At 72.3% G+C, this 23,800-nt stretch carries 23 protein-coding genes; 3 read left to right on the forward strand and 20 right to left on the reverse strand.

All coding sequences use genetic code 11. From position 1 onward, the window contains the following. Positions 1 to 76: 76 nt before the first annotated feature. From der to ACN9M0_RS07345, 6 genes are all read right to left on the reverse strand, one after another. Positions 77 to 1,525 carry a ribosome biogenesis GTPase Der gene (gene der / locus ACN9M0_RS07320; protein WP_366040551.1) on the reverse strand — a complete coding sequence of 483 codons (1,449 nt, stop codon included), beginning with the start codon at positions 1,523 to 1,525 and terminating at the stop codon, positions 77 to 79. A gap of 70 nt (positions 1,526 to 1,595) precedes the next feature. Next, positions 1,596 to 2,183, reverse strand: coding sequence for a lysophospholipid acyltransferase family protein (locus ACN9M0_RS07325; RefSeq protein ID WP_366040568.1), 588 nt, complete (start codon positions 2,181 to 2,183; stop codon positions 1,596 to 1,598). A gap of 53 nt (positions 2,184 to 2,236) precedes the next feature. Next, complete coding sequence (gene cmk / locus ACN9M0_RS07330) at positions 2,237 to 2,911, reverse strand: (d)CMP kinase (RefSeq protein WP_426403315.1); 675 nt, start codon at positions 2,909 to 2,911, stop codon at positions 2,237 to 2,239. Positions 2,912 to 3,413: 502 nt separating this feature from the next. Further along, positions 3,414 to 4,502 carry a prephenate dehydrogenase gene (locus tag ACN9M0_RS07335; protein WP_426403316.1) on the reverse strand — a complete coding sequence of 363 codons (1,089 nt, stop codon included), beginning with the start codon at positions 4,500 to 4,502 and terminating at the stop codon, positions 3,414 to 3,416. Continuing rightward, positions 4,499 to 4,861: a chorismate mutase gene (gene aroH / locus ACN9M0_RS07340; protein ID WP_366040548.1), complete on the reverse strand. Its 363-nt coding sequence runs from the start codon at positions 4,859 to 4,861 to the stop codon at positions 4,499 to 4,501. The genes ACN9M0_RS07335 and aroH overlap by 4 nt, the downstream gene beginning before the upstream one ends. Before the next feature lie 129 nt (positions 4,862 to 4,990). Beyond that, on the reverse strand, positions 4,991 to 5,428 hold the full coding sequence (locus ACN9M0_RS07345) for a YidB family protein (protein WP_426403317.1): 438 nt from the start codon (positions 5,426 to 5,428) through the stop codon (positions 4,991 to 4,993). Positions 5,429 to 5,590: 162 nt separating this feature from the next. Between ACN9M0_RS07345 and ACN9M0_RS07350 the strand changes: the two genes are divergently transcribed. Both ACN9M0_RS07350 and ACN9M0_RS07355 read left to right on the forward strand, forming a co-directional pair. Then, entirely contained in the window at positions 5,591 to 6,034 is a 444-nt protein-coding gene (locus tag ACN9M0_RS07350; protein ID WP_366040546.1) for a Rieske (2Fe-2S) protein, read from the forward strand. A 10-nt stretch (positions 6,035 to 6,044) separates the two neighbouring features. Then, positions 6,045 to 6,734, forward strand: a complete 690-nt coding sequence (locus tag ACN9M0_RS07355) for a nucleotidyltransferase domain-containing protein (protein WP_426403318.1) — start codon at positions 6,045 to 6,047, stop codon at positions 6,732 to 6,734. Here the strand turns inward: ACN9M0_RS07355 and ACN9M0_RS07360 are convergent. The 14 genes from ACN9M0_RS07360 to ACN9M0_RS07425 all read right to left on the reverse strand — a co-directional run bounded on the left by ACN9M0_RS07360 (position 6,731) and on the right by ACN9M0_RS07425 (position 21,568). Then, complete coding sequence (locus tag ACN9M0_RS07360; protein WP_366040543.1) at positions 6,731 to 7,507, reverse strand: nucleotidyltransferase domain-containing protein; 777 nt, start codon at positions 7,505 to 7,507, stop codon at positions 6,731 to 6,733. The two genes, ACN9M0_RS07355 and ACN9M0_RS07360, sit on opposite strands and share 4 nt — an antisense overlap. A gap of 3 nt (positions 7,508 to 7,510) precedes the next feature. Then, positions 7,511 to 8,542 carry an ADP-ribosylglycohydrolase family protein gene (locus tag ACN9M0_RS07365; RefSeq protein ID WP_366040542.1) on the reverse strand — a complete coding sequence of 344 codons (1,032 nt, stop codon included), beginning with the start codon at positions 8,540 to 8,542 and terminating at the stop codon, positions 7,511 to 7,513. Continuing rightward, entirely contained in the window at positions 8,539 to 9,318 is a 780-nt protein-coding gene (locus tag ACN9M0_RS07370) for an NUDIX hydrolase (protein ID WP_366040541.1), read from the reverse strand. The genes ACN9M0_RS07365 and ACN9M0_RS07370 overlap by 4 nt, the downstream gene beginning before the upstream one ends. Then, a complete protein-coding gene (locus ACN9M0_RS07375) occupies positions 9,315 to 10,403 on the reverse strand; it encodes an AAA family ATPase (protein ID WP_366040540.1) in 1,089 nt (362 codons plus the stop codon). The genes ACN9M0_RS07370 and ACN9M0_RS07375 overlap by 4 nt, the downstream gene beginning before the upstream one ends. Next, the gene (locus tag ACN9M0_RS07380) at positions 10,400 to 10,597 is read right to left on the reverse strand and encodes a hypothetical protein (protein ID WP_426403319.1); all 198 of its coding nucleotides are present in this window, start codon (positions 10,595 to 10,597) and stop codon (positions 10,400 to 10,402) included. Before ACN9M0_RS07380 ends, ACN9M0_RS07375 begins: the two co-directional genes overlap by 4 nt. 130 nt (positions 10,598 to 10,727) lie before the next feature. Further along, entirely contained in the window at positions 10,728 to 12,122 is a 1,395-nt protein-coding gene (locus ACN9M0_RS07385; RefSeq protein ID WP_426403320.1) for a pseudouridine synthase, read from the reverse strand. After that, the gene (gene scpB, locus ACN9M0_RS07390) at positions 12,122 to 12,724 is read right to left on the reverse strand and encodes an SMC-Scp complex subunit ScpB (protein ID WP_366040538.1); all 603 of its coding nucleotides are present in this window, start codon (positions 12,722 to 12,724) and stop codon (positions 12,122 to 12,124) included. Before scpB ends, ACN9M0_RS07385 begins: the two co-directional genes overlap by 1 nt. Next, a complete protein-coding gene (locus ACN9M0_RS07395; protein WP_426403321.1) occupies positions 12,721 to 13,788 on the reverse strand; it encodes a segregation and condensation protein A in 1,068 nt (355 codons plus the stop codon). The genes scpB and ACN9M0_RS07395 overlap by 4 nt, the downstream gene beginning before the upstream one ends. 45 nt (positions 13,789 to 13,833) lie before the next feature. After that, on the reverse strand, positions 13,834 to 14,337 hold the full coding sequence (locus ACN9M0_RS07400) for a hypothetical protein (protein ID WP_366040536.1): 504 nt from the start codon (positions 14,335 to 14,337) through the stop codon (positions 13,834 to 13,836). After that, complete coding sequence (locus ACN9M0_RS07405; protein ID WP_037631020.1) at positions 14,322 to 15,347, reverse strand: ParA family protein; 1,026 nt, start codon at positions 15,345 to 15,347, stop codon at positions 14,322 to 14,324. The genes ACN9M0_RS07400 and ACN9M0_RS07405 overlap by 16 nt, the downstream gene beginning before the upstream one ends. A 459-nt stretch (positions 15,348 to 15,806) precedes the next feature. Continuing rightward, positions 15,807 to 16,922, reverse strand: coding sequence for an alanine dehydrogenase (ald, locus tag ACN9M0_RS07410; RefSeq protein ID WP_366040535.1), 1,116 nt, complete (start codon positions 16,920 to 16,922; stop codon positions 15,807 to 15,809). Between the two features lie 146 nt (positions 16,923 to 17,068). Continuing rightward, entirely contained in the window at positions 17,069 to 19,054 is a 1,986-nt protein-coding gene (locus ACN9M0_RS07415) for an AAA family ATPase (RefSeq protein ID WP_366040534.1), read from the reverse strand. A 161-nt stretch (positions 19,055 to 19,215) separates the two neighbouring features. Beyond that, a complete protein-coding gene (locus tag ACN9M0_RS07420; RefSeq protein WP_366040533.1) occupies positions 19,216 to 19,842 on the reverse strand; it encodes an NUDIX hydrolase in 627 nt (208 codons plus the stop codon). 76 nt (positions 19,843 to 19,918) lie between these two features. Then, positions 19,919 to 21,568 (reverse strand): CTP synthase, encoded by a 1,650-nt coding sequence (locus ACN9M0_RS07425; protein ID WP_366040567.1) that lies wholly within the window; start codon positions 21,566 to 21,568, stop codon positions 19,919 to 19,921. A gap of 427 nt (positions 21,569 to 21,995) precedes the next feature. Between ACN9M0_RS07425 and ACN9M0_RS07430 the strand changes: the two genes are divergently transcribed. Beyond that, on the forward strand, positions 21,996 to 23,798 hold the full coding sequence (locus ACN9M0_RS07430; protein ID WP_399697981.1) for a glycoside hydrolase family 15 protein: 1,803 nt from the start codon (positions 21,996 to 21,998) through the stop codon (positions 23,796 to 23,798). The last annotated feature ends 2 nt before the right edge of the window (positions 23,799 to 23,800 follow it).

Consider the following 23,800-nt stretch of genomic DNA (forward strand, 5'->3'; position numbering starts at 1 on the left):
GACACGGCAAGGCATACGGCTGAGGGCCGGGGCTCGATCGAGCCCCGGCCCTCAGCCGTGTGTCACTCCGCGGGTGCTACTTCTTGCGGCCGCGCTTCTCGCGCACCCGCACCGAGATGTGGATCGGGGTGCCCTCGAAGCCGAACTCCTCGCGCAGCCGGCGCTCGATGAAGCGGCGGTAGCCGGCCTCGAGGAAGCCGGAGGCGAAGAGCACGAACCGCGGCGGCTTGGTGCCGGCCTGCGTGCCGAAGAGGATGCGGGGCTGCTTGCCGCCGCGGACCGGGTGCGGGTGGGCGGCGACGATCTCGCCCAGGAAGGCGTTGAGCCGGCCGGTGGGGACGCGGGTCTCCCAGCCGGCGAGGGCGGTCTCGATGGCCGGGACCAGCTTCTCCATGTGGCGGCCGGTCTTGGCGGAGACGTTGACCCGGGGCGCCCAGGCGACCTGCTGCATCTCGGTCTCGATCTCGCGCTCGAGGTAGTAGCGGCGCTCCTCGTCGAGCTCGTCCCACTTGTTGTAGGCGATGACGATGGCGCGGCCCGACTCGACCGCCATCGTGATGATGCGCTGGTCCTGGACCGAGATGTTGTCGGTGGTGTCGATGAGGATGACGGCCACCTCCGCCTTCTCGATGGCGGCGGCGGTCCGCAGGGAGGCGTAGTAGTCCGCGCCCGCCTGGAGGTGGACCTTCTTGCGGATGCCGGCCGTGTCGACGAACTTCCACGTCACGCCGCCGAGCTCGATGAGCTCGTCGACCGGGTCGCGGGTGGTGCCGGCCAGCTCGTTGACGACGACGCGGTCCTCGTTCGCCACCTTGTTCAGGAGGGAGGACTTGCCGACGTTCGGGCGGCCGATGAGGGCGATGCGGCGCGGGCCGCCCACCGCGTTGCCGAAGCGCTGCTCGGGGGCCTCGGGCAGCTTCCGCAGGACCTCGTCGAGGAGGTCGCCGGTGCCGCGGCCGTGCAGCGAGGAGACGGGGAACGGCTCGCCGAGGCCCAGGGACCACAGCATGGCCGCGTCGGCCTCGCCGGACTGGCCGTCGACCTTGTTCGCGGCGAGGACGACCGGCTTGCCGGCACGGCGGAGCAGCCTGACGACGGCCTCGTCGGTGTCGGTGGCGCCGACGGTGGCGTCCACGACGAAGAGGCAGGCGTCGGCGGCCTCGATGGCGTACTCGGCCTGGGCGGCGACGGAGGCGTCGATGCCGAGGACGTCCTGCTCCCAGCCGCCGGTGTCGACGACCTTGAAGCGGCGGCCGGCCCATTCGGCCTCGTAGGTGACGCGGTCGCGGGTGACGCCCGGCTTGTCCTCGACGACGGCCTCGCGGCGGCCGATGATGCGGTTCACCAGGGTCGACTTGCCGACGTTCGGGCGGCCGACGACGGCGAGAACGGGGAGCGGGCCGTGGCCGGCCTCCTCGATCGCACCCTCGACGTCCTCGACGTCGAAGCCCTCTTCCGCGGCGAGCTCCATGAACTCCGCGTACTCGGCGTCGCCAAGTGCCCCGTGGTCGTGCTGGTCGTTCATGAAGTCCGTTCCTTGATCATTCGTGGTCGGTGGGTCCCCGGGCGGCGGGGCCCACTACTGAGAGTCTCGCTCAGCGCCCGGTGAGGCGCCTGGCGTTTTCCAGGTGGGCGGTGAGCTGTCCCTGGATCCGTACGGTGGCCTCGTCGAGGGCCTTGCGGGTGCGCCGGCCGGAGCCGTCCCCCGCCTCGAAGGCGTCGCCGAAGACGACGTCCACGCGGCCGCGCAGCGGAGGCAGTGCTTTGACCAACCGTCCGCGGCGCTCGGTGCTTCCCAGCACGGCGACCGGGACGATCGGCGCGCCGCTGCGGAGGGCGAAGTACGCCAGGCCCGCGCGCAGCGAGGCGAAGTCGCCGTCACCGCGGGTGCCCTCGGGGAAGATCCCGAGGACGCCGCCCTGCTCCAGGACGCCCAGGGCGTTGCCGATCGCGTTCCGGTCGGTGCTGTCGCGGTCGACCTTGACCTGCCCGATGCCCTCCAGGAAGGGCCCGAGGGGCCCGACGAAGGCTTCCTTCTTGATGAGGAAGTGCACGGGGCGCGGGGCGGTGCCCATGAGCATGGGGCCGTCGATGTTGTGCGCGTGGTTGACGGCGAGGATGACGGGGCCGGAGGCCGGCACCCGCCAGGCGCCGAGGACGCGCGGCTTCCAGAAGCCGTACATCAGCCCGATGCCGATGCGTCGGCCGACGACGGCGCCCTTCGCGGAGGGCAGGGTCACTTGGCGGCCGTCCTCTTCTCGTCCACCAGGGTGACGACGCACTCGATGACCTGGTCCAGGGTGAGGTCGGTGGTGTCGACCTCGACGGCGTCGCCGGCCTTGGCGAGCGGGGAGGTCTTGCGGCTGGAGTCGGCCGCGTCCCGCTTGATCAGGGCCTCCTTCGTCGCGTGCACGTCGACGCCCTTGAGCTCACCGGAGCGGCGGGCGGCACGGGCCTCGGGCGAGGCGGTGAGGAAGATCTTCAGATCGGCGTCGGGCAGGACGGTGGTGCCGATGTCCCGGCCCTCGACGACGATGCCGAGCTCGGCGCTGCGGGCGATGGACCGCTGCAGCTCCGTGATCAGGCTCCGCACCTCGGGGACGGAGCTGACGGCGCTGACCTTGGAGGTGACCTCTTCGGTACGGATCGGGCCGGAGGCGTCCGCGCCGTCGACGGTGATCGTGGGGCGGGCCGGGTCCGTGCCGGAGACGATGACCGGCTTGGAGGCGGCGTTGGCGACGGCCTCGGCGTCGGTGACGTCGACGCCGTTGCTGATCATCCACCAGGTGATCGCCCGGTACTGGGCGCCGGTGTCGAGGTAGCTCAGCCCCAGCTTGGCGGCGACCGCCTTCGAGGTGCTGGACTTGCCCGTGCCGGAGGGCCCGTCGATGGCGACGATCACGGATTCCACGGTGGGAGAACCTTCCTGGGGTGAGCGGCAGGACGCCCGGCGGGACGCGGGCACCTCCACAAGGTTACCGAGTCCCCGGCACCCGTTCGGCCCCGCCCGTACACGGGGCCGCACCGACCGGCCGCCGCCCGCCCCCTTGTGGGCACGCACCTGCGGGGCGGTGCCCCGCACCCACCCCCGTGTGGGCAATCGTCCCGCTGGGGCGGGACGGGTGGGCACACGGGACGGCGCCCTCGGCGGCGCCTCCGCCCCCTGTGCCTGGACCCGCACCACGATGCGCGCCGTACCTGCGGTGCGGGTCCAGGCGCGGAAGCCTAGGCCCGGCAACGGGCGCCGTCCGTGGTGCCCACCCTCCCCCAAGCTCTCGGCTCCGCTCGAGCAGGGGGGGACCCCCATCGCCCCAGCGGAAGGCATGCCCACAACGGACGGGGCCCAGCGGGGCGAGCGCCCGCGACGGACACGGCCGCCCAGCGGGGCGAGCGCCCGCAGCCGAACGGGCCTGTCAGCTCATGCGGAGTGCCCAGCCGCGTTCCTGCAGCGCCGCGCCCAGCACCGCCGCCGCCGCCGGTTCGACCATCAGCTGGACCAGGCCCGCCTGCTGGCCGGTCGCGTGCTCGATGCGGACGTCCTCGATGTTGACGCCCGCGCGGCCCGCGTCGGCGAAGATGCGGGCGAGCTCGCCCGGCTGGTCGCTGATGAGGACGGCGACGGTCTCGTAGGCCGTGGGGGCGGCACCGTGCTTGCCGGGGACGCGGGCCCGGCCGGCGTTGCCGCGCCGCAGGACGTCCTCGACGCCCGAGGCGCCGTCGCGCCGCTCGGACTCGTCGGCGGACTGCAGGGACCGCAGGGCGCGGACGGTCTCGTCGAGGTCGGCGGCGACGCCGGAGAGGACGTCGGCGACGGGCCCGGGGTTGGCGGAGAGGATCTCGATCCACATGCGCGGGTCGGAGGCCGCGATCCGGGTGACGTCGCGGATGCCCTGCCCGCAGAGGCGTACGGCGGACTCGTCGGCCTCCTCCAGGCGCGCGGCGACCATGGAGGACACCAGCTGCGGGGTGTGGGACACCAGGGCCACGGCCCGGTCGTGGGCGTCGGCGTCCATGACGACGGGGACGGCCCGGCAGAGGGCGACGAGCTCCAGGGCGAGGTTGAGGACCTCGGTGTCGGTGTCCCGGGTGGGGGTGAGGACCCAGGGCCGGCCCTCGAAGAGGTCGGCGGTGGCGGCGAGCGGGCCCGAGCGTTCCTTGCCGGACATCGGGTGGCTGCCGATGTAGGCGGTGAGGTCGAGGCCGAGCGCCTCCAGCTCGCGCTTGGGTCCGCCCTTGACGCTCGCCACGTCCAGGTAGCCGCGGGCGAGGCCGGCGGTCATGGCCTCGGCGAGGGTGGCGGCCACGTGCGCGGGGGGCACGGCGACGATGGCGAGGTCGACGGGGCCTTCGGGTGCCTCGTCGGTGCCCGCGCCGAGTGCGGCGGCGGTGCTGGCGCGCGCCGGGTCGTGGTCGCGCAGGTGGACGGTGACGCCCCGGCCCGCCAGGGCAATGGCGGCGGAGGTGCCGATCAGGCCGGTTCCGATGACGAGCGCTGTTCTCACTGGGCGATGTCCTTGCGCAGGGCGGCCGCGGCGCCGAGGTAGACGTGCGCGATCGACGACTTGGGCAGTTCGGTCTCGACGTGGGCGAGGAGCCGGACGACCCTCGGCATCGCACCCTCGATGTCGAGTTCCTGTGCGCAGATCAGGGGGACGTCGACGATCCCGATGTGCCGGGCCGCGGCGGCGGGGAAGTCGCTGTGGAGATCGGGCGTGGCCGTGAACCAGATGCTGATGAGGTCGTCGGCGGTGAGCCCGTTGCGCTCGAGGACGGCGGTGAGGAGTTCCTCGACCTGCTCGCGCATGTGTCCGGCCTCGTCCCGCTCCAGCTGGACGGCTCCTCGGACCGCTCGTACCGCCACGTCGTGCTCCTTCGCCTGCGTTCAGTGCTCCGATCAGCCTAGTCAGCGGCGGGGACGGCGCGCCGCGGCGCCCGCCCTCCGAGACGGACCGGGACGGTCCGGGTCGGTGGGCGGGCGTGCGGGGCGGGGTCAGAGCCGCTGCTGGCGGATGATCTCCTCCAGGGAGGCGCCCTGGGGCAGCGAGCCGTTCGGGGTCAGCTTGTCGACGGCCTGCGGCAGCGACTGCGCGATCTCGTCGGCGGCCTGCTGCGGGCTGACGCCGGCTTCCGCGGCGACCTTCTGGAGGGTGTCGTCGGGGAGGGCCTCGGCGATCTGGGCGCCGCTGACGGTCTGGTTCTCGCCGGTGCCGACCCAGGACCGGGTCTGGTCGGTGAGGCCCGACTTCGTCAGCATGTCGAGGAGTCCGCCGAGCGGGTTGCCGCCGTTGGCGCCCGCGCCGCCCTTGCCGCCGGCGAGGGCCCCGATCAGGGAGCCGAGGATGCCTCCGGCGCCGCTGTTCTGTCCGCCGGCGCCGCCGGCGCCGCCGAGGAGGCTCCCGAGGAGACTGCCGAGGTCGTTACCCGCCATGGTCCTGCCTTTCGTCCGGTACGGAACACGCCCAATCTCACCCGAACCGGGGTGTTCCACCACTCGGTGTACGCGGTGGGCGGGGCGGCCGTGCGAGGGAGGCGGGCGCCGCGTGCAGGCGTGTTGCGGGCCCCGGGGGCGGCGCGCGGCCAAGCTGGCGGCATGACCTCACGCCCCACCACACGCCGTACGGTCCTGTTCGCCTCAGCGGCTCTGACGACGGGTTGCGGCTCGGACGGCGGGGGTGACGGCGGTACGGGCACGAGCGCCTCGACCGTCACGTCTCCCGCGACCGCCCCGAGCGCCGCCGGGAGCGGCCCCGCGCCGCTGGCCAGGACCTCCCAGATCCCGGTCGGCGGGGGCATGGTCTTCCCGGAGGAGAAGGTGGTCGTGACCCAGCCCGTGGCGGGCGAGTTCAAGGCGTTCTCCGCGATCTGCACCCATCAGGGCTGCACGGTGAACAAGGTCGCGGACGGCACGATCGACTGCCCCTGCCACGGTTCCAAGTACCGCGTCGCCGACGGTTCGGTCGCGGCGGGACCCGCCCCCCGGGCGCTGCCTGCCGAGCGGATTATTGTCTCGGGGGAAACGATCACCCTGGCGTAATCTGCCCCGCATGACTCCCGACGAGCTGGTGCGCGAGCACACGATCTACTCCTGCGTGATGGGCTCGCGCGCCTTCGGTCTGGCGACCGAGGACAGCGACATGGACGTACGGGGTGTCTACCTCGCCCCGACGCCGCTCTTCTGGCAGTTCGACAAGCCCCCGGCGCATGTGGAGGGGCCGGCCGAGGAGCAGTTCAGCTGGGAGCTGGAACGCTTCTGCGAGCTCGCCCTGCGCAACAACCCGAACGTCCTGGAGTGCCTCCACTCCCCCGTGGTCGAGCACACCGACGAATGGGGCCGCGAGCTGCTCTCCCTTCGCGGGGCCTTCCTGTCCCGCCGGGCCCACCAGACCTTCGTGCGCTACGCGGGCGGTCAGCGCCGCAAGCTCGACGCGGACGTCCGCCAGTACGGCCTGCCGCGCTGGAAGCACGCCATGCACCTGCTGCGGCTCCTGACGAGCTGCCGCGACCTGCTGCGCACGGGCGAGCTCCGCATCGACGTCGGCGAGGACCGCGACCGCCTCCTCGAGGTCAAGGCCGGTGAGGTGCCCTGGCCGGAGGTCGAGTCCTGGATGAACCGCCTCCAGGAGGAGGCGGACCGCGCCCACGACACGACTCCCCTCCCCGCCGCCCCGGACGAGCCCCGGATCCAGGACTTCCTGATCCGCGCCCGCCGCGCGTCAGCCCTGAAGACGCTCTAACCGGGACCGTACGCCCCCTGAAGGCGTTCCAGGCGGGCCCGTACGACGAGGTCGTGCAGCGCGTCGTGGACGCGGACCGACTCGGGGAGCCCCGAGACCGCCTGCGCCGCGTCCAGGACTCCGTGCAGGGCCTCCGTCTCGGCCCGTACGGCCTCCGGGTCCGTCTCGGCCCGCCCGTGCTCGGCCGCCGCCTTCGCCGCGACGAGGTCGGGCAGCCGGGCGGGAGCCTCGGCCACCTCTCCCACCAGGGTCGGCAGATGGGCCTGCACCTCGCCCGAGCGCATCAGGTGGATGCCGGTGAGCAGGGCCCGGTAGGTGTAGAGCAGCGGCTTGAGCTCACCGCTGCTCTCGAAGAGCCGCCACTGCGTCGCCGCGAAGCCGCGGTAGTGGTGGGCGTGGTGGCGGGTGAGCAGCTCGGGCACGAGGGAGACCAGCTCCGCGTGGGTGTCCGTGGTGTGGGCGACGAGCGGGGAGGTGAGCTGCTCCAGGACGTAGCCGTTGCGGCGCAGCATCAGCCGGGCGAACTTCCGCAGGTCGTGGGTGACGAGGTCCATCTCGACGCCGTCCCGGTCCCACATCCGGCTGCGGGTCTCCTCCGGCTCGCGGAGGCCCACGAGGGCGTCCACGGGCAGGAGGTGCGCGCCGCGGAGGTCGACGTCCGAGTCGCGGGACGGGAAGCCGTACAGGTGCGCGCCGGAGACGGTCGCGAAGAGCAGGGGATCGGGCTGTTCCGCGACGACGGCGGAGAGGTCCAGGTCCAGGGTGAGGGTCATGGGTCACGCGTCCCAGAGCGCGCCGAAGGTCAGCAGGTCGCTGCGGTACTCGACGCGCTCCGCCCACTCCTTCGGCCAGGCGTCCGCGCCGAGGTGGGCGCCGGCGAAGGCGCCCGCGAGGGCGGCGATCGAGTCGGAGTCGCCGCGGGTGCAGGCGGCGCGGCGGAGGGCGGTGAGGGGCTCCTCGGGGAAGAGCAGGAAGCAGAGGAGGCCGGTCGCGAGGGCCTCCTCGGCGATCCAGCCGTCGCCGGTGTACTCGCAGGGGTCGAGCTCGGGGTCGGCCGTGCGCTGGACGGCGTCCAGGCGCTCCAGAACGGCCAGGCACTCGTCCCAGCCGCGCTGGACGAAGTGGAGGGCGCTGGGGTCCTGGGACCGGGTCCACAGGTCGCCGAGCCAGTGCTCGTGGTAGCGGGAGCGGTTCTCGTACGCGTACGAGCGGAGCTGTCCGACGAGCCCGGCCGGGTCCACGCCCTGCGCGAGCAGGTACACGGCGCGGGCGGTGAGGTCGGAGGCGGCGAGCGCGGTGGGGTGCCCGTGGGTCAGGCCCGACTGGAGCTGCGCGGCGCCCGCCCGCTGCTCCTCGCTGAGCCCGGGGACGAGCCCGATGGGCGCGACGCGCATGTTGGCGCCGCAGCCCTTGGAGTGGATCTGGGAGGCGTCCTGCCAGAGCCGGTCGCCGTCGAGGAGCATGCAGGCGCGCAGGCAGGTGTTGCCGGGGGCGCGGTTGTTCTCCGGCGAGTGGTACCAGTCGACGAACTCGTCGCGGACGGGCCTGGCGAGCCGCAGCGGGGCGAGCACCCCCCGGTCCATGGCGGTGCGGATGCCGCGGGCGAAGGCGAGGGTCATCTGGGTGTCGTCGGTGACGTACGCCGTCCCGTTCCTGACGGGCAGTGCCATCTGCCGCCAGGGTCCGACCTTGGCGAGGATCGACGGCACGTCGTTGAACTCGGTGGGGAATCCCAGCGCGTCGCCGAGCGCGAGCCCGATCAGGGAGCCGGTCGCGGCCTGCTTGGTGGCGTGTCGTGCGAGGTTCATGCGGGGCGTCCTTCCGGTCGCAGGAGGGGCGGGTGGAGGGTGGTGGCCCCGCCCGCCCGGTAGAGAGCGGCCGGTTTCCCCCGTCCGCCGGTGAGGCGTGGCGGTCCTTCCACGGCCTGGACGAAGCCGGGCGTGGTGAGGACCTTGCGCCGGAAGTTGGGGCGGTCGAGTTCGACGCCCCAGACCGTCTCGTAGACCTGCCGCAGCTCGCCGAGGGTGAACTCGGGTGGGCAGAAGGCGGTGGCGAGACAGGTGTACTCCAGCTTGGCGCCGACCCTTTCGTGGGCGTCGGCGAGGATCCGGTCGTGGTCGAAGGCGAGACCCGGGACCGTGTCGTACGGCATCCAGCGGGCCTCGGCCGCGTCGCCGCCACCGCGCGGTTCGAGCCACGTGGCGAGGTGGGGGTCCCCCCGGACGGAGTCTGGGGGAGGGTCCGGTACGAGCGCGGTGAAGGCGACGGAGACGACCCGCATCCTCGGGTCGCGGTCCGGTTCGGTGTAGGTGCGGAGCTGTTCGAGGTGGAGTCCGGCGACGGTGGTCTCGGAGAGCCCGGTCTCCTCGGCGAGTTCGCGGCGGGCGGCCCGTTCGGCGGACTCGCGGGGCAGGACGAATCCGCCGGGCAGGGCCCAGGATCCGGCGTACGGCTCCTGGCCGCGCTCGACGAGCAGGACGTGCAGGCGTTCCTCGCGGAGGGTGAGGACGGCGAGGTCGACGGTGACGGCGAACGGCTCGAAGGCGTACGGGTCGTAGCCCTCGGGTGCCTGGTGAGCGGTCATCGGCGCTCCGTCGGGGGGTCGGTGAGGTGCCAGCCCTCGGCGAGCAGCGCGTCGACGGCGGCGACGGCGGCCGCGAGCCGCTCCTCGTGGGGGCCGGTGAGGACGGCGGTGCGGCGGCCGCTGTGCGCGAGCTGGGTGAGGAAGCGCGCGGTCATCCAGGGCCGCAGGTACTCCCCGTCGCGCAGTGCAGCACCGTCGGCGTACTCGAAGTCGACGCCCCGGTGGTCGGTGAGCAGCCAGAGGTGCTGCCGGCCGAGGGCGGCGATCTCACCGACGGCGGGGCTGGTGGTGCCCATGTACCGCTCGTGCCAGATGGTGGTGGCGAAGGCGTCGGTGTCGCAGAAGAGGACGGGTGAGCCGTCCCGGGCGGCCTCCTCCTCCAGTTCGGCCTGGCGCTGGGCGATGACGGGGAAGTCGGAGGAGCGGAAGACGAGCTCGGCCCGGTCGGCGCCGGGGCGTTCGGCGCGGAGCTCGGCGAGCCTGAGTTCGGCGTACTCGCGTCCGTACTCCGGTACGTAGCCCGTGCGGGCCCAGACGCCGCCGCGTCGCCGGTAGTGGTCGACGAGGGCGCGGGCCAGGGTGGTGGTGCCGGTGGACTCGGCGCCGAGGACGACGACCCGCCGGGTGAGCGCGGCCCGTACGGGCGGCTCCAGGAAGTCCCAGAATCCGGCGGGGTCCGCGCGGACGGCGGTCCCGGAGACGGGGAAGCGGGTGTGCTCCGGGTCGACGAGGACGGCCTCGGCTCCGAGGTGCCGGCCGAGCTCCTCCCCGTACGGCTCCGAGGTGAAGACGGCGTCGACGCGCTCGGGCACGGCGGCCCGCAGGACGGCGGTGCGGGCGGCCCACGCGTCGGGGCCGCGGAGGTCGGCGGGGGTGTCGTCGAGGGCGCCGACGACGAGGACGTCGGGGTGGATCTCGCGCATCCAGGCGACCCGGTCCTCCAGGGGCAGGGTCTCCGCGGAGGAGGCGCGGACGAGCACGGTGAGGCGCTCGCAGCGGTCGCGCGCGGTGCGGACGAGGTGGTGGTGGCCGGCGTGCGGCGGGTGGAACCTGCCGGGGACGAGGCCGTGGCCGTAGCGCTTCACGCCACCACCACCACCGCCGTCGCCTCCCGTGCGGTCGACTCCTGGACCCCCACCACCCCCGCCGTGCGCGGCCTCGTCCTCGCGGCGCGCGTGGTGCGGCGCGCCGGGAGGTCGTCGGAACCTGGTCCACCCCCGTGGGTCCAGGTCCACCGGCCGTGCACGGCGAGGGTGGTGAAGAGGTCTGCGAGGCTCACACCCGCCTCCTTAAGAGTCACCTTGACTATAAAGGTCGGCGGGTCGCAGCCACAAGGCCCGTCGCGGAAACGCGGAGAAGCCCGTGACCGCCGGGCGGTCACGGGCTTCTCCGGTACAGCGGAGGGGGGCTTACATGCCGACTTCCTTCATCAGCATGCCGACCTCGGTGTTGGTGAGCCGGCGCAGCCAGCCCGACTTCTGGTCGCCCAGGGAGATCGGGCCGAAGGCCGTGCGGACCAGCTTCTCGACCGGGAAGCCCGCCTCGGCGAGCATCCGGCGCACGATGTGCTTCCGGCCCTCGTGGAGGGTGACCTCGACCAGGTAGTTCTTGCCGGTCTGCTCGACCACGCGGAAGTGGTCGGCGCGCGCGTAGCCGTCCTCCAGCTGGATGCCGTCCTTCAGCCGCCTGCCGACCTCGCGGGGCAGCGGGCCGGTGATGGCCGCCAGGTAGGTCTTCTTCACGCCGTACTTCGGGTGCGTGAGGCGGTGGGCCAGCTCGCCGTGGTTGGTGAGCAGGATGATGCCCTCGGTCTCCGTGTCGAGCCGGCCGACGTGGAACAGCCGGGTCTCGCGGTTGGTGACGTAGTCGCCGAGGCACTGGCGGCCGTCCGGGTCCTCCATGGTGGAGACGACACCGGCCGGCTTGTTCAGCGCGAAGAAGAGGTGGGACTGGGTGGCGACGGTCAGGCCGTCCACCTTGATCTCGTCCTTCTCCGGGTCGACGCGCTTGCCCTGCTCCAGGACGATCTCTCCGTTGACCTCGACGCGGGCCTGCTCGACGAGCTCCTCGCAGGCGCGCCGCGAGCCCATGCCGGCGCGGGCGAGGACCTTCTGCAGGCGCTCGCCCTCCTGCTCGGCGCCGGGGAAGGTCTTCGGGGTCTTGATCTCCGGACGGCCCTCGTACCGCTCCCGGTTGCGCTGCTCGATCTTGGCGTCGAGCTCGCGCGAGCGGGCGGGCGCCTGCCGCTGGCCGTGCGGACCGCGACGGGGCGGGGTGCCGCCCTGCGGGGCCTTGGGGCCGCCCTTGGCGCCGCCGCGGGCCGCGGAGCCGCGGCCCTTCTTCGGGGCCTCGGAGGGGCCGCCTACGTCGTAGGAGCGCTCCTCGGGGCGCGGACGACGCGGGTTGCTGGGGCCCTGGTCGCCGCGGCCGGCGCCGCCACCCTGGTAGCCGCCACCGGAGCTGCCACCACGGGAGCCACCACCCTGGTAACCACCGCCCGAGCTGCCACCACGGGAGCCACCACCCTGGTAACCACCGCCCGAGCTGCCACCACGGGAGCCACCACCCTGGTAGCCGCCACCCGAGCTGCCACCACGGGAGCCACCACCCTGGTAGCCGCCACCTGAGCTGCCACCACGGGAGCCACCACCCGAGCTGCCACCACGGGAGCCACCACCCTGGTAACCACCGCCCGAGCTGCCACCACGGGAGCCGCCACCGCTGCTGCCGCCGCGGCCGCCGCTGTTGCCACCACGGCTCCCGCCGTTGTTTCCGCTGCTGTTCCTGCCGCTGCTGCTTCGCATCAAACTTCCGTCTTGTCGTCGTCCTCACGATCCGGCGCATCCGGATCGAACGACGGAACCCCTTCCAGCGAGTCCGGCTCGACCGCCTCCGCCTCTGGGAGGAAGGGAGCCAGCTCGGGGAGTTCGTCCAGACCGCGCAGGCCCATCCGCTCCAGGAAGTAGTTCGTCGTCCTGTACAGGATCGCACCTGTTTCGGGTTCCGCGCCCGCCTCCTCCACCAGACCCCTCTGGAGGAGGGTCCGCATCACGCCGTCGCAGTTGACTCCGCGGACCGCGGAGACCCGGGAACGACTGACCGGCTGGCGGTACGCGACGACCGCGAGGGTCTCCAGGGCCGCCTGGGTGAGCCGCGCCTGCTGCCCCTCCAGGACGAAGGCCTCGACGGCCGGGGCGAAGGCGGCGCGGGTGTAGTAGCGCCACCCCCCGGCCACCTGCCGCAGCTCGAAGCCGCGGCCCTGGGAGGTGTACTCGTCGGCCAGCTCGTGCAGGGCGTCGGCCACCTCGCGCGGGGTGCGGTCCAGGACCTTGGCGAGGTGGGCCTCGGTGGCGGGCTCGTCGACGACCATGAGGACGGCTTCGAGGGCGGGCTTGAGATCGCTCATGGGGTGGCCTCCTGGTCGAATTCGTCGGTCACGGCCCCGGACGGGTCCCTCTCCCCGCCGGTCCAGGAGACCGTGAGGTCCCCCAGGGCGGTCTCCTGGTCGAGGGCGACGGCCTTCTCCCGGTAGAGCTCCAGGAGGGCGAGGAAGCGGGCGACGACGGTGAGGGTGTCGCCGGCGTCCTCGATCAGCTCCCGGAAGACGGCCGTCCCGCGCTCGCGGAGCAGCGCGACGACCACCGCGGCCTGGTCCCGGACGCTGACGAGCGGGGCGTGGATGTGGTCGACGTACACCTGGGGCTCGGCCCTGGGCTGCATGGCCTTGGCGGCCAGTCTGGCGAAGCCCTCGGCGCCGATGGAGATGACGACCTCGGGGAGCAGCTCGGCGTGGTGCGGTTCGAGCCCGACGGTACGGGGGTGGCGGTGGCCCTCGGCCTCCCACCGCTCCTCGAAGATCTCCGCGATGCGCTTGTACGCGCGGTACTGGAGGAGCCGGGCGAAGAGCAGGTCGCGGGCCTCCAGGAGGGCGAGGTCGGCCTCGTCCTCCACCTCGGCGGCGGGGAGCAGCCGGGCGGCCTTCAGGTCGAGCAGGGTGGCGGCGACGACGAGGAACTCGGTGGTCTGGTCGAGGTCCCCGTCGGGCCCGAGGGCCCGCAGGTGCGCCATGAACTCGTCGGTGACCTGGGAGAGGGCGACCTCGGTGACGTCGAGCTTGTGTTTGGTGATCAGCTGGAGGAGCAGGTCGAAGGGCCCCTCGAAGTTCGAGAGCCGCACGGTGAACCGCCCGTCCCCGGCGGCCTCAGGGACCTCACCGACCTCAGGGGCCTCAGGGACCTCAGGGACCTCAGGGACCTCAGGGACCTCAGGGACCTCGGTCACCTCAGGGACCTCGGTCACCTCAGGAATCTCGGCCGCCTCAGAAGCCTCGGCCCCTTCAGGAGTCTCGGCCGGTGCGGCGGGTGCGGGTGCGGGCTCAGCGCCGCGCACCGGCCCCTCCGGCTCGCCCGGGCCGCTGCCCAGGGGGCGGCGGCGCGGCGGGCGGGACGTTTCGTCAGGGGCGTGGTGCATGAGGGTCCAGGGGGAACGAGGAGGACGGCAGCCCGCAGGCTACCGTCAGCGGCCGCGCAGGCGGCGGACGAGGATGCTCGCGTCGCCGCGGGACTCCAGGTCCGCCAGGACGACCGCGACGGCCTCCCGGACGATCCGGCCCCGGTCGACGGCGAGACCGTGCTCGCCCCTGAGCACGAGCCGGGCGTGCTCCAGGTCCATCAGCTCCTCCGCGGAGACGTAGACCGTGATCTTCTCGTCGTGGCGCTCACGGCCGCTGGGCCGCCGGTTCGGCGTACGGCCGCCGCGCCGCCGGGCCGCCGACGCGGGGGCCGGCACCGTGGCGGAGGGCGCGGCCTTCGCCGGTCCCTCATTCTCGGCCGTCCGGGCGCGGGGCTCCGCGGCCTCGGAGTCCGCCGACGCGTGCTCCGCGGAGCCCTCGGCGGCCGCCGGGTCGCTCTCGGCCGCGGGTGCCGGGACGGCCCGGCGGGGTGCGGACGCCTGGAGCGCCGTCCCCCCGGTCGTACGGAAGAGTTCGTCGGCTCCGGGCAGACTCACTCGGCGTGACACCGGGCGAGCACCTCCCTGGCGAGCTGACGGTATGCGGCGGCACCCACGGAGTTGGAGGCGTACGTGGTGATGGGCTCGCCTGCGACTGTGGTCTCCGGGAAGCGCACGGTCCGCCCGATGACCGTGTGGTACACGTGGTCGTCGAAGGCCTCGACGACGCGCGCGAGGACCTCACGGCTGTGCACGGTCCGGGAGTCGTACATCGTGGCGAGGATGCCGTCGAGCTCCAGGTCGGGGTTGAGCCGCTCCTGGACCTTCTCGATGGTCTCGGTGAGCAGCGCGACTCCGCGGAGCGCGAAGAACTCGCATTCCAGCGGCACGATGACCTTGTGAGCGGCCGTCAGGGCGTTCACGGTCAGCAGGCCGAGCGAGGGCTGACAGTCGATCACGATGTAGTCGTAGTCGTTCATCAGCGGCTTCAGGGCGCGCTGGAGCGTGGACTCGCGCGCGACCTCGCTGACCAACTGGACTTCGGCGGCCGAGAGGTCGATGTTGCTCGGCAGCAGGTCCATGTTGGGCACGGCGGTCTTCAGGAGCACCTCGTCCGCCGACATGCCCCGCTCCATGAGCAGGTTGTAGACGGTGAGGTCGAGCTCCATCGGGTTCACGCCGAGGCCGACCGACAGGGCTCCCTGCGGGTCGAAGTCGACGAGCAGCACCCGTCGTCCGTACTCGGCGAGCGCGGCACCCAGGTTGATGGTCGACGTGGTCTTGCCGACGCCGCCCTTCTGGTTGCACATCGCGATGATCTTCGCGGGTCCGTGGTCGGTCAGTGGACCCGGGATCGGGAAGTACGGCAGGGGCCGTCCGGTGGGGCCGATCCGCTCGCGGCGCTGGCGGGCAGCGTCGGGTGCGAGGGTGGCCGCGTACTCCGGGTCGGGCTCGTACTCGGCGTCGGGGTCGTAGAAGTGCCCCTCGGGCACCTCGTCAAAGGCGGCGAAGTGGGTGGACTCTCGGCCCATCTCGTTGCCGGCCGTGGCGTTCACGTGTAGGCCGTCCATCGTCTTCATCGTGTGGGCACTCGTCATGGGCTGGTGCGTCGCGAAGGTCCGCACCGCGACGGAGCCGATCGGGGCACCTGGCGCACCGCTCCCGGGAGTAATTGTCGACTCATTCACAAGTCGTCCTACCTCCTTGGATGTCACCAGGAACATTTATCGATAGGTCAGCGTGGCACCATGCCGACGGTTGGCGACTCTATGGCGTGTCACCGCTCCGCAGCAACACAATCCGCCGGACCCGGCCCGATGTGTCGGCAACCGAACACGTCTCTGTCAAGGGTGCGCAGGCATGCATCCACACGTTTCAGGGGTGCGCGAAACGGTTAAAGGGTTACGTTCGAGGCGAGTTGCCCGAACGTTCCGGCAGCCCCCGAGACGCACCCGGCCGGACCTTGTCGAACAAGGTCCGGCCGGGTGCGTGATATTGACGGCGGCGTTGACGGGGCCGCCGTCGACGAGCCTTCGGGATCAGGCCAGGAGGCTGCTCAGCTCGAGGTGCTCGAGGCCGTGCGCCTCGGCGACCTCCTTGTAAACCACCTTGCCGTCATGGGTGTTGAGGCCCAGGGCGAGGGCGGAGTCGCGGCGCAGCGCCTCGACCCAGCCATTGTTCGCCAGCGACACGATGTAGGGCAGCGTGGCGTTGGTGAGGGCGTAGGTGGAGGTGTTCGGGACCGCGCCCGGCATGTTGGCGACGCAGTAGAAGACCGAGTTGTGGACCTGGAAGGTCGGCTCGGCGTGGGTGGTCGCGTGCGAGTCCTCGAAGCAGCCGCCCTGGTCGATCGCAATGTCGACAAGGACACTTCCGGGCTTCATCTTGGCGACGAGCTCGTTGGTGACCAGCTTCGGGGCCTTGGCGCCCGGGATGAGGACGGCGCCGATGACGAGGTCGGCCTCGATGACGGCCTTCTCCAGCTCGTAGGCGTTGGAGACGATCGTCTTCACCTTGGTGCCGAAGATCTTGTCGGCCTCGCGGAGCTTGTTGATGTCGCGGTCGAGCAGGGTCACGTGGAAGCCCATGCCGACGGCGATCTGCGTGGCGTTCCAGCCGGAGACGCCGCCGCCGATGACGACGCACTCGCCGGCGTGGGTGCCGGGGACGCCGCCGGGGAGGACACCGCGGCCGCCGACGGAGCGCATCAGGTGGTACGCGCCGACCTGCGGGGCCAGCCGGCCCGCGACCTCGGACATCGGGGCGAGCAGCGGGAGCGCGCGGTTCGCGGTCTCCACCGTCTCGTACGCGATGGCGGTGGTGCCGGACTCGAGCAGCGCGTCCGTGCACTCGCGGGAGGCGGCGAGGTGCAGGTAGGTGAAGAGCGTCTGGTCCTTGCGGAGGCGGTGGTACTCCTCCGCGATCGGCTCCTTGACCTTGAGCAGCAGGTCGGCCGTGGCCCAGACCTCGTCGGCGGTGGCGAGGATCTCGGCGCCGGCGGCGACGTACTCCTCGTCCGTGATCGAGGAGCCGACACCGGCGTTCTGCTCGACGAAGACCTGGTGGCCGTGGCGGACGAGCTCGTGGACACCAGCAGGGGTGATGGCCACGCGGAACTCGTTGTTCTTGACCTCGCGGGGGATGCCGACCTTCATCGTCGATCACGGTCCTTGAATCAGGGGGATATCTGGGGCACTGCGATACATACCCGGATGCACTGCGGCGCACCGGGGCAGACCACGTTCGAACGCGGCGCACCCAGTCTAATGAAGGAGTTCCCGGTGTCTAGCCTTTCAAAGTACTAATCTTCGACGGAGCCACTGCGGATTTCGTAGGCGGATGGTTCCGTTTCCAGCAGTCTCTCGGCCGCCGACCGGTGCAGACCGGCGGCCGCGGGGTCGCCGAGCCGGTCGAGGGTGTCGGCGAGGCGCAGCTGGAGCGCGGCCTGGAGCCGTGTGTCCTGGGCCCGGCGGGCCCACTCCACCGCCTCCTCGCAGGTCCGCAGGGACTCCTCGGGCCGTCCGGCGTACTCCTGGACGCGCGCCGCCTCGCTCAACGCCCGTGCGTGGCCCGGGAGATCGGAGAGCCTCCGGTAGCCGGCCGCGGCGGCGCGCCAGCTCCGCAGGGCCTCCCCGTACCGCCCCGCATAGGTCTGTACGGCGCCGAGGCGGGCGTACAGCCGGGCCTGGTCGGCGCGCTCGTCCCGGGCGAGGCGCTGCGCGAGGGCCCGCCCGTACCAGTCGCCGGCCCGCTGCCAGTCCCCCAGCTCCTGATACGAGCCACCTACGGATTCCATTGCGCGACCGGTCGCATACGGGTCATTTGCTTTGCGTCCGGCCTCCAAAGCCGACCGATATCGCAGCAGAGCGTCCTTCGTCCTGCCGGTCCTCGCGTCGAGATCGGCCAGGTTGAGCAGGGCCGCGGCCCGCTCGCGGTGCAGCCCGCGCCGCTCGGCCACGTCCAGGACCAGCCCGTGGAGGCCGTACAGCTGGGGGGCGGCCGCCTCCGCGCCCCGGTGCGCGGCGAGCGCCCTGACCAGGGAGGCGACCAGGCGCCGCGCGAGGGTGTCGAGCTCCCCGTCGGCGACGGCCAGCCGGGCGGAGGCCAGGAGCACGGGCTGCCGGGAGTCCAGCCAGGCGGCGCCCGCTTCCGCGCTCGGGAAGCGCAGGGCGCGCGGCAGACCGGCCAGCTTCCGGCGGGCGGGCGAGCCCTCGGGTTCGGTGACCGCACGGCAGGACTGGAGGAGCCGTACGGTCCGCTCCAGCATCCGGGCCCGGGCGAGCTGCACCTCGGCGGGCCGGTCGCGCTCCTCCAGCTGGGCGCGAAGCAGGGGGACGAGGTGCGCGCGCACCTCGTACTGTCCGTCCTCGCCGACCGTGACGAGCCCGAGGGCGGCGAAGTCGGCGAGGGTGGTCGCGGCAGCGGAGACCGAGCAGCCGGCCAGGGCGGAGGCGGTGTGCGCGTCGGCCCGGCCGAGCGGGGCCAGGGCGAGGAATCGCAGTATCCGGGCGGCGGTGGCGGGCAGCGCCTCGTGGGCGAGCAGGAAGGTCCGGGTGAGCGGATCGCCGCTCAGCCCGCGCAGCCGCTTGGCGAGGTCGGCGACGGAGGCCTTCGGCTGGGTGGAGAGCCAGCCGCCGGCGAGGACGACCGCGGCGGGCAGTCCTCCGCACTCCTCGACGAGGGCCTCGGCGGCCTGCGGGTCGACGGTGATCCGGACGGATCCGGTGAAGGCGGTCAGCAGCTCGATGGCCGACTTCGGGTCGAGCCCGCCGAGGGTGCAGGGCCGGACGTCGGGGATGCCGGTGAGGGGGCCGCGGGAGACCCCGACCACCAGGGCGTCGGGGTTGTCGGGGATCAGCGGGTCGGCCTGCTCGGCGTCGACGGCGTCGTCCAGGACCAGGACGGCCCGGCGCTCGGCCAGGGCGCCGCGGACCAGCTCGGTCAGCTCGTCCTCGCCGGCCCCGGGGGGTTCGGCGACCCCGAGCGCGGCGAGGAGTTCCTGCGCGACCCGACCGGTGGGAACCGGGTCGCCGCCGGGCTCGGTGAGCCGGGCGCGGAAGACGCCGTCGGGGTAGCGGTCGGCGAGTCCGGCGGTGAGCTCCTCGGCGAGAGCGGTACGTCCGGAGCCCGGCTTGCCGGCGATCAGCAGGACCCGCGCGCGGGGCGCCTTGCGGCCGGTGAGGGTGTCGAGGCCGGTCCGCTCGATGTCGGCGCGCAGGGCCTTCAACTCCCGCTGCCGGCCGAAGAACTGCCGGCTGCCGGCCGCCGCCACCGCCTGATCCGTCACGGGCCACGCTCCCGTCCACCTGCGCACGAGCCGATCCCGCGGGGGGCTCCGCACGGGCGATTCCGAGCGTAGTTCAGCGCGGGACACGGACCCGGCGGAGCAGGGCGGACAGATCCCCCGATCGGATCAGCCGATCGTCACACCGGCCGTATCCGGGGGACCTACGGCTGGAACGGCCGGGCCGGCCAAGGGGCGTCCGCCGGGCGGAGTGCGTCGAGGCCCTCGCCCGCCCGCGCCGCCACCAGCGACAGCACCCCCACCACCAGACAGTTGTTGTGCAGCTCCCCCGCGAGGACCCCTCGCACGAGCTCCGCGACCGGCACCCTCGCGAGCTCCATGTCGGCCTCCTCCTCGGAGACCTCGAAGCGCTCGCCCTCCGCCTCCGCGAGGTCCCGCGCGAGGAAGATCCGTACGGCCTCGTCGCAGCCGCCGGGGGTCGTGTAGACGTCGGTCAGGACCCGCCAGTCCCCCGCCTTGACGTGCGCCTCCTCGAACAGCTCGCGCTGGGCGCCGTGCAGCGGGTTCTCACCCGGCACGTCGAGGAGTCCGGCCGGGATCTCCCAGAGCTTCTGGCGGACCGGGTGCCGGTACTGCCGGAGGACGACCACGCGGTCCTCCTCGTCCAGGGCCAGGACGGCCACCGAGCCCGGGTGGACCTGGTAGTCGCGGCGCGCGACCGTGCCGTCCGGCATGACCACGTCGTCCGTGCGGACACTCGTCTTGTTGCCCGTGAAGGGGGTGGTGGTGGCGACGACCCGCCACTCTTCCGGGGTGTCCTGCAACTCCATCTGCGTCCTCCCACACACGAAAACCGGGGTACGGATCCGTCAGGACCCGTACCCCGGCAACGTTAACGCCTGGCTGCTACTTGCCCGTCTTGCGCTCGACGGCCGCCTTGACCAGGCCCGCGAAGAGCGGGTGCGGGCGGGTCGGGCGGGACTTCAGCTCCGGGTGCGCCTGGGTGGCGACCAGGTAGGGGTGGATCTCCTTCGGGTACTCGACGTACTCGACGAGCTTGTTGTCCGGGGAGGTGCCGGAGAAGACCAGACCGGCCTTCTTCTCCAGCTCCGCGCGGTAGGCGTTGTTCACCTCGTAGCGGTGGCGGTGGCGCTCCTCGACGTACGGCTCGTCGTTGTAGACCGCGCGGACGACCGAGCCCTCGGCGAGCTTCGCCGGGTAGAGGCCCAGGCGCATCGTTCCGCCCAGGTCGCCGGCGCCCTCGACGTACGCCAGCTGCTCCTCCATCGTGGAGACGACGGGGTGCGCGGTGGCGGGGTCGAACTCGGTGGAGTTGGCCTCGGGGATGTCGGCCAGGTTCCGGGCGGCCTCGATCACGATGCACTGCAGACCGAGGCAGATGCCGAGCAGCGGCACCTTGTTCTCGCGGGCGTACTGGATGGCGCCGACCTTGCCGGACACGCCGCGGTCGCCGAAGCCGCCCGGGATGAGGATGCCGTCGACGTCGCCGAGCTGCTTGGCCGCGCCCGCCTGGGTCTTGCAGTCGTCGGAGGTGACCCACTTGACCTTGACCCGCGCCTTGTTGGCGAAGCCGCCGGCGCGCATGGCCTCGGTGACCGACAGGTAGGCGTCGGGCAGGTCGATGTACTTGCCGACGAGCGCGATGGTGACCTCGTGGTCGGGGTTGTGGACGCGGTCCAGGAGGTCCTCCCAGACGGTCCAGTCCACGTCGCGGAAGGGCAGGTCGAGCTTGCGGACGACGTAGGCGTCCAGGCCCTCGGTGTGCAGCACCTTCGGGATGTCGTAGATCGACGGGGCGTCGATGGCGGCGACGACCGCGGCCTCGTCGACGTCGCACATCAGCGAGATCTTGCGCTTGATGGCGGTGGGGACCTCGCGGTCGGCGCGCAGCACGATCGCGTCGGGCTGGATGCCGATGTTGCGCAGGGCCGCGACCGAGTGCTGGGTCGGCTTGGTCTTCAGCTCGCCGGAGGGGCCGATGTAGGGCAGCAGCGAGATGTGCACGACGAAGACGTTGTCGCGGCCGACCTCGTGGCGCACCTGGCGGACGGTCTCGAGGAAGGGCAGCGACTCGATGTCGCCGACCGTGCCGCCGACCTCGGTGATGACGACGTCGACGTCGTCCGTCGCCATGCGGCGGATGCGGCCCTTGATCTCGTTGGTGATGTGCGGGATGACCTGCACGGTGTCGCCGAGGTACTCGCCGCGCCGCTCCTTGGCGATGACCTGCGAGTAGACCTGGCCGGTGGTGACGTTGGCCGAGCCGTCGAGGTCGACGTCGAGGAAGCGCTCGTAGTGGCCGATGTCCAGGTCGGTCTCGGCGCCGTCGTTGGTGACGAACACCTCACCGTGCTGGAAGGGGTTCATCGTGCCCGGGTCGACGTTCAGGTACGGGTCGAGCTTCTGCATCGTGACCCGCAGGCCGCGGGCCTTGAGGAGCGCACCCAGGCTGGAGGCGGTGAGCCCCTTGCCGAGCGAGGAGGCGACACCCCCGGTGACGAAGATGTGCTTGGTCGTCGTGGTGTTGGGCGGCATCGCCAAGAGGGGGCTCCCGTGGTCGCGTTCTGGAGGTGCGTACCGGCGTCCCCTCCGGAAGAATCGGGGGGTGCCGTCGCTGCGGTTTCGGGGTCCTCGGCTGTCGCCGTTTCCCACCGGTCCACGGGGTACCAGGGTATCAGCGACATCGGGAGACCGCTTCCGGCCACACGCGGCAGTCGGGTGTTCACGGACGGCGACGCGGCGGTGGGGGCCGGGGGAAGGTGCAGCTCACCCGGGTGGAGCAGCGCGTCGCTCGTGTGATCACTACGGTCACGGGGGTGGCACGTATCCTGCTCGGACATCGCCCGCCGGGCAGGCCGGCTCGTCCCGCACACTGGTCTGGCTGACACCGCACAGACATCACGCACATCAGTAGCAAGCGCCCCTCAGGGGCGGACGTGGCCGTTCGACTGGAGTGAAGCACGTGGCCGGGCGCATCGAGGATTACGCACTCATCGGAGACATGCAGACCGCCGCACTGGTCTGCCGGGACGGCAGCGTCGACTGGCTGTGTCTCCCCCGCTTCGACTCGCACGCGGTCTTCGCCGGGCTGCTCGGCACGGAGGAACACGGATTCTGGCGGGTGGGCCCGGCCGGTCCGGCGGACGCCGAACCGGCCCCCGCCGACCGGCGCCGCTACCGGGGCGACTCGCTGATCCTGGAGTCCGAGTGGGACACCCCGCGCGGCACGGTCCGGGTGACCGACTTCATGCCGCCGCGCGACGGCGCGCCGCAGCTGATCCGGATCGTCGAGGGCGTCTCGGGCCGGGTGCGGATGCGTTCCTCGCTGCGCATGCGGTTCAGCTACGGCCGGATCGTGCCCTGGGTGCACAAGGTCGGGGAGCGCACGGTCGCGGTCGCCGGACCGGACTCGGTGTGGCTGGACACCGACGTGGAGACCCACGGCAAGGACCTGACGACGTACTCCGACTTCACCGTCACGCCCGGCGAGCGGATCACGTTCACGATCTCCTGGCAGCCCTCCCACAAGGAGCCGCCCGCGCTGCCGGACCCCGAGGGCTCCCTGGAGGCGACCGCCGACTTCTGGCGCGAGTGGGTCGAGCACTGCACGTACCACGGCCCCTACCGGGAGGCCGTGATCCGCTCGTTGATCACCCTGAAGGCGCTGACGTACGCGCCGACCGGCGGGATCGTCGCCGCGCCGACGACCTCGCTGCCCGAGGAGATCGGCGGCGTCCGCAACTGGGACTACCGCTACACCTGGCTGCGGGACGCGGCGATCACGCTCTCCTCGATGCTGCGCACCGGCTACCGCGAGGAGGCCCGCGCCTGGCGGGACTGGCTGCTCCGCGCCGTCGCGGGCGACCCGGAGAACCTGCAGATCATGTACGGCATCGCGGGCGAGCGGGAGCTCGGCGAGGCGGAGCTCGACTGGCTCCCGGGGTACGAGAACTCCGGCCCGGTCCGGGTCGGCAACGGCGCGGCGAACCAGCTCCAGCTGGACGTCTACGGCGAGGTCACCGAGGCCCTCCACCTCGCGCACATGACGGGCCTCTCCCGCAACGACTACGCCTCCCTGCTCCAGATCAAGCTGATCAACTACCTGGAGAAGCACTGGGACCAGCCCGACGAGGGCATCTGGGAGGTCCGCGGCCCCCGCCGTCACTTCGTCCACTCCAAGGTGATGGCCTGGGTGGCCGTCGACCGCACGATCAAGCTGATCGAGTCCGGGGACGCCGACGGCCCGCTGGAGCGCTGGCACGCGCTGCGTGACGAGATCCACCGGGACGTCTGCGAGAAGGGCTACGACAAGGAGCGGAACACGTTCACGCAGTCGTACGGCTCCAGGGAGCTGGACGCCTCGCTGCTGCTGATCCCGCAGATGGGCTTCCTGCCGCCGGACGACAAGCGGGTCATCGGCACGATCGAGGCGATCCAGCGCGAGCTGTCCACCGAGGACGGCTTCGTGCTGCGCTACCCGACGGCCGGCGAGGAGGCCGGCGTCGACGGCCTGGAGGGCGACGAGGGCGCGTTCCTCGCCTGCTCGTTCTGGCTGGCGGACGACCTGGCGATGATCGGCCGGGTCGACGAGGCGCGCACGCTCTTCGAGAAGCTGCTCGCGCTCCGCAACGACCTGGGGCTGCTCGCCGAGGAGTGGGACCCGCGGCTCCAGCGTCAGGTGGGGAACTTCCCGCAGGCCTTCAGCCACGTCCCGCTGATCGACACGGCGCTGCGGCTGACGGCGAGCGGCGCGTACGGGGGCTGAGG

The sequence above is a fragment of the Streptomyces sp. R-07 genome (assembly GCF_049913175.1).
GTDB lineage: Bacteria > Actinomycetota > Actinomycetes > Streptomycetales > Streptomycetaceae > Streptomyces.

Coding starts and splice junctions, on each gene's coding strand:
- ACN9M0_RS07355 (WP_426403318.1), top strand. CDS start 6,045: ATGACTCCCGACGAGCTGGTGCGCGAGCACACGATCTACTCCTGCGTG.
- ACN9M0_RS07345 (WP_426403317.1), bottom strand. CDS start 5,428: ATGGCGGGTAACGACCTCGGCAGTCTCCTCGGGAGCCTCCTCGGCGGC.
- ACN9M0_RS07325 (WP_366040568.1), bottom strand. CDS start 2,183: ATGTACGGCTTCTGGAAGCCGCGCGTCCTCGGCGCCTGGCGGGTGCCG.
- ACN9M0_RS07405 (WP_037631020.1), bottom strand. CDS start 15,347: ATGAAGACGATGGACGGCCTACACGTGAACGCCACGGCCGGCAACGAG.
- scpB (WP_366040538.1), bottom strand. CDS start 12,724: ATGAGCGATCTCAAGCCCGCCCTCGAAGCCGTCCTCATGGTCGTCGAC.
- ACN9M0_RS07360 (WP_366040543.1), bottom strand. CDS start 7,507: ATGACCCTCACCCTGGACCTGGACCTCTCCGCCGTCGTCGCGGAACAG.
- ACN9M0_RS07365 (WP_366040542.1), bottom strand. CDS start 8,542: ATGAACCTCGCACGACACGCCACCAAGCAGGCCGCGACCGGCTCCCTG.
- der (WP_366040551.1), bottom strand. CDS start 1,525: ATGAACGACCAGCACGACCACGGGGCACTTGGCGACGCCGAGTACGCG.
- ACN9M0_RS07350 (WP_366040546.1), top strand. CDS start 5,591: ATGACCTCACGCCCCACCACACGCCGTACGGTCCTGTTCGCCTCAGCG.
- ACN9M0_RS07420 (WP_366040533.1), bottom strand. CDS start 19,842: ATGGAGTTGCAGGACACCCCGGAAGAGTGGCGGGTCGTCGCCACCACC.
- ald (WP_366040535.1), bottom strand. CDS start 16,922: ATGAAGGTCGGCATCCCCCGCGAGGTCAAGAACAACGAGTTCCGCGTG.
- ACN9M0_RS07425 (WP_366040567.1), bottom strand. CDS start 21,568: ATGCCGCCCAACACCACGACGACCAAGCACATCTTCGTCACCGGGGGT.
- ACN9M0_RS07395 (WP_426403321.1), bottom strand. CDS start 13,788: ATGCACCACGCCCCTGACGAAACGTCCCGCCCGCCGCGCCGCCGCCCC.
- ACN9M0_RS07370 (WP_366040541.1), bottom strand. CDS start 9,318: ATGACCGCTCACCAGGCACCCGAGGGCTACGACCCGTACGCCTTCGAG.
- ACN9M0_RS07385 (WP_426403320.1), bottom strand. CDS start 12,122: ATGCGAAGCAGCAGCGGCAGGAACAGCAGCGGAAACAACGGCGGGAGC.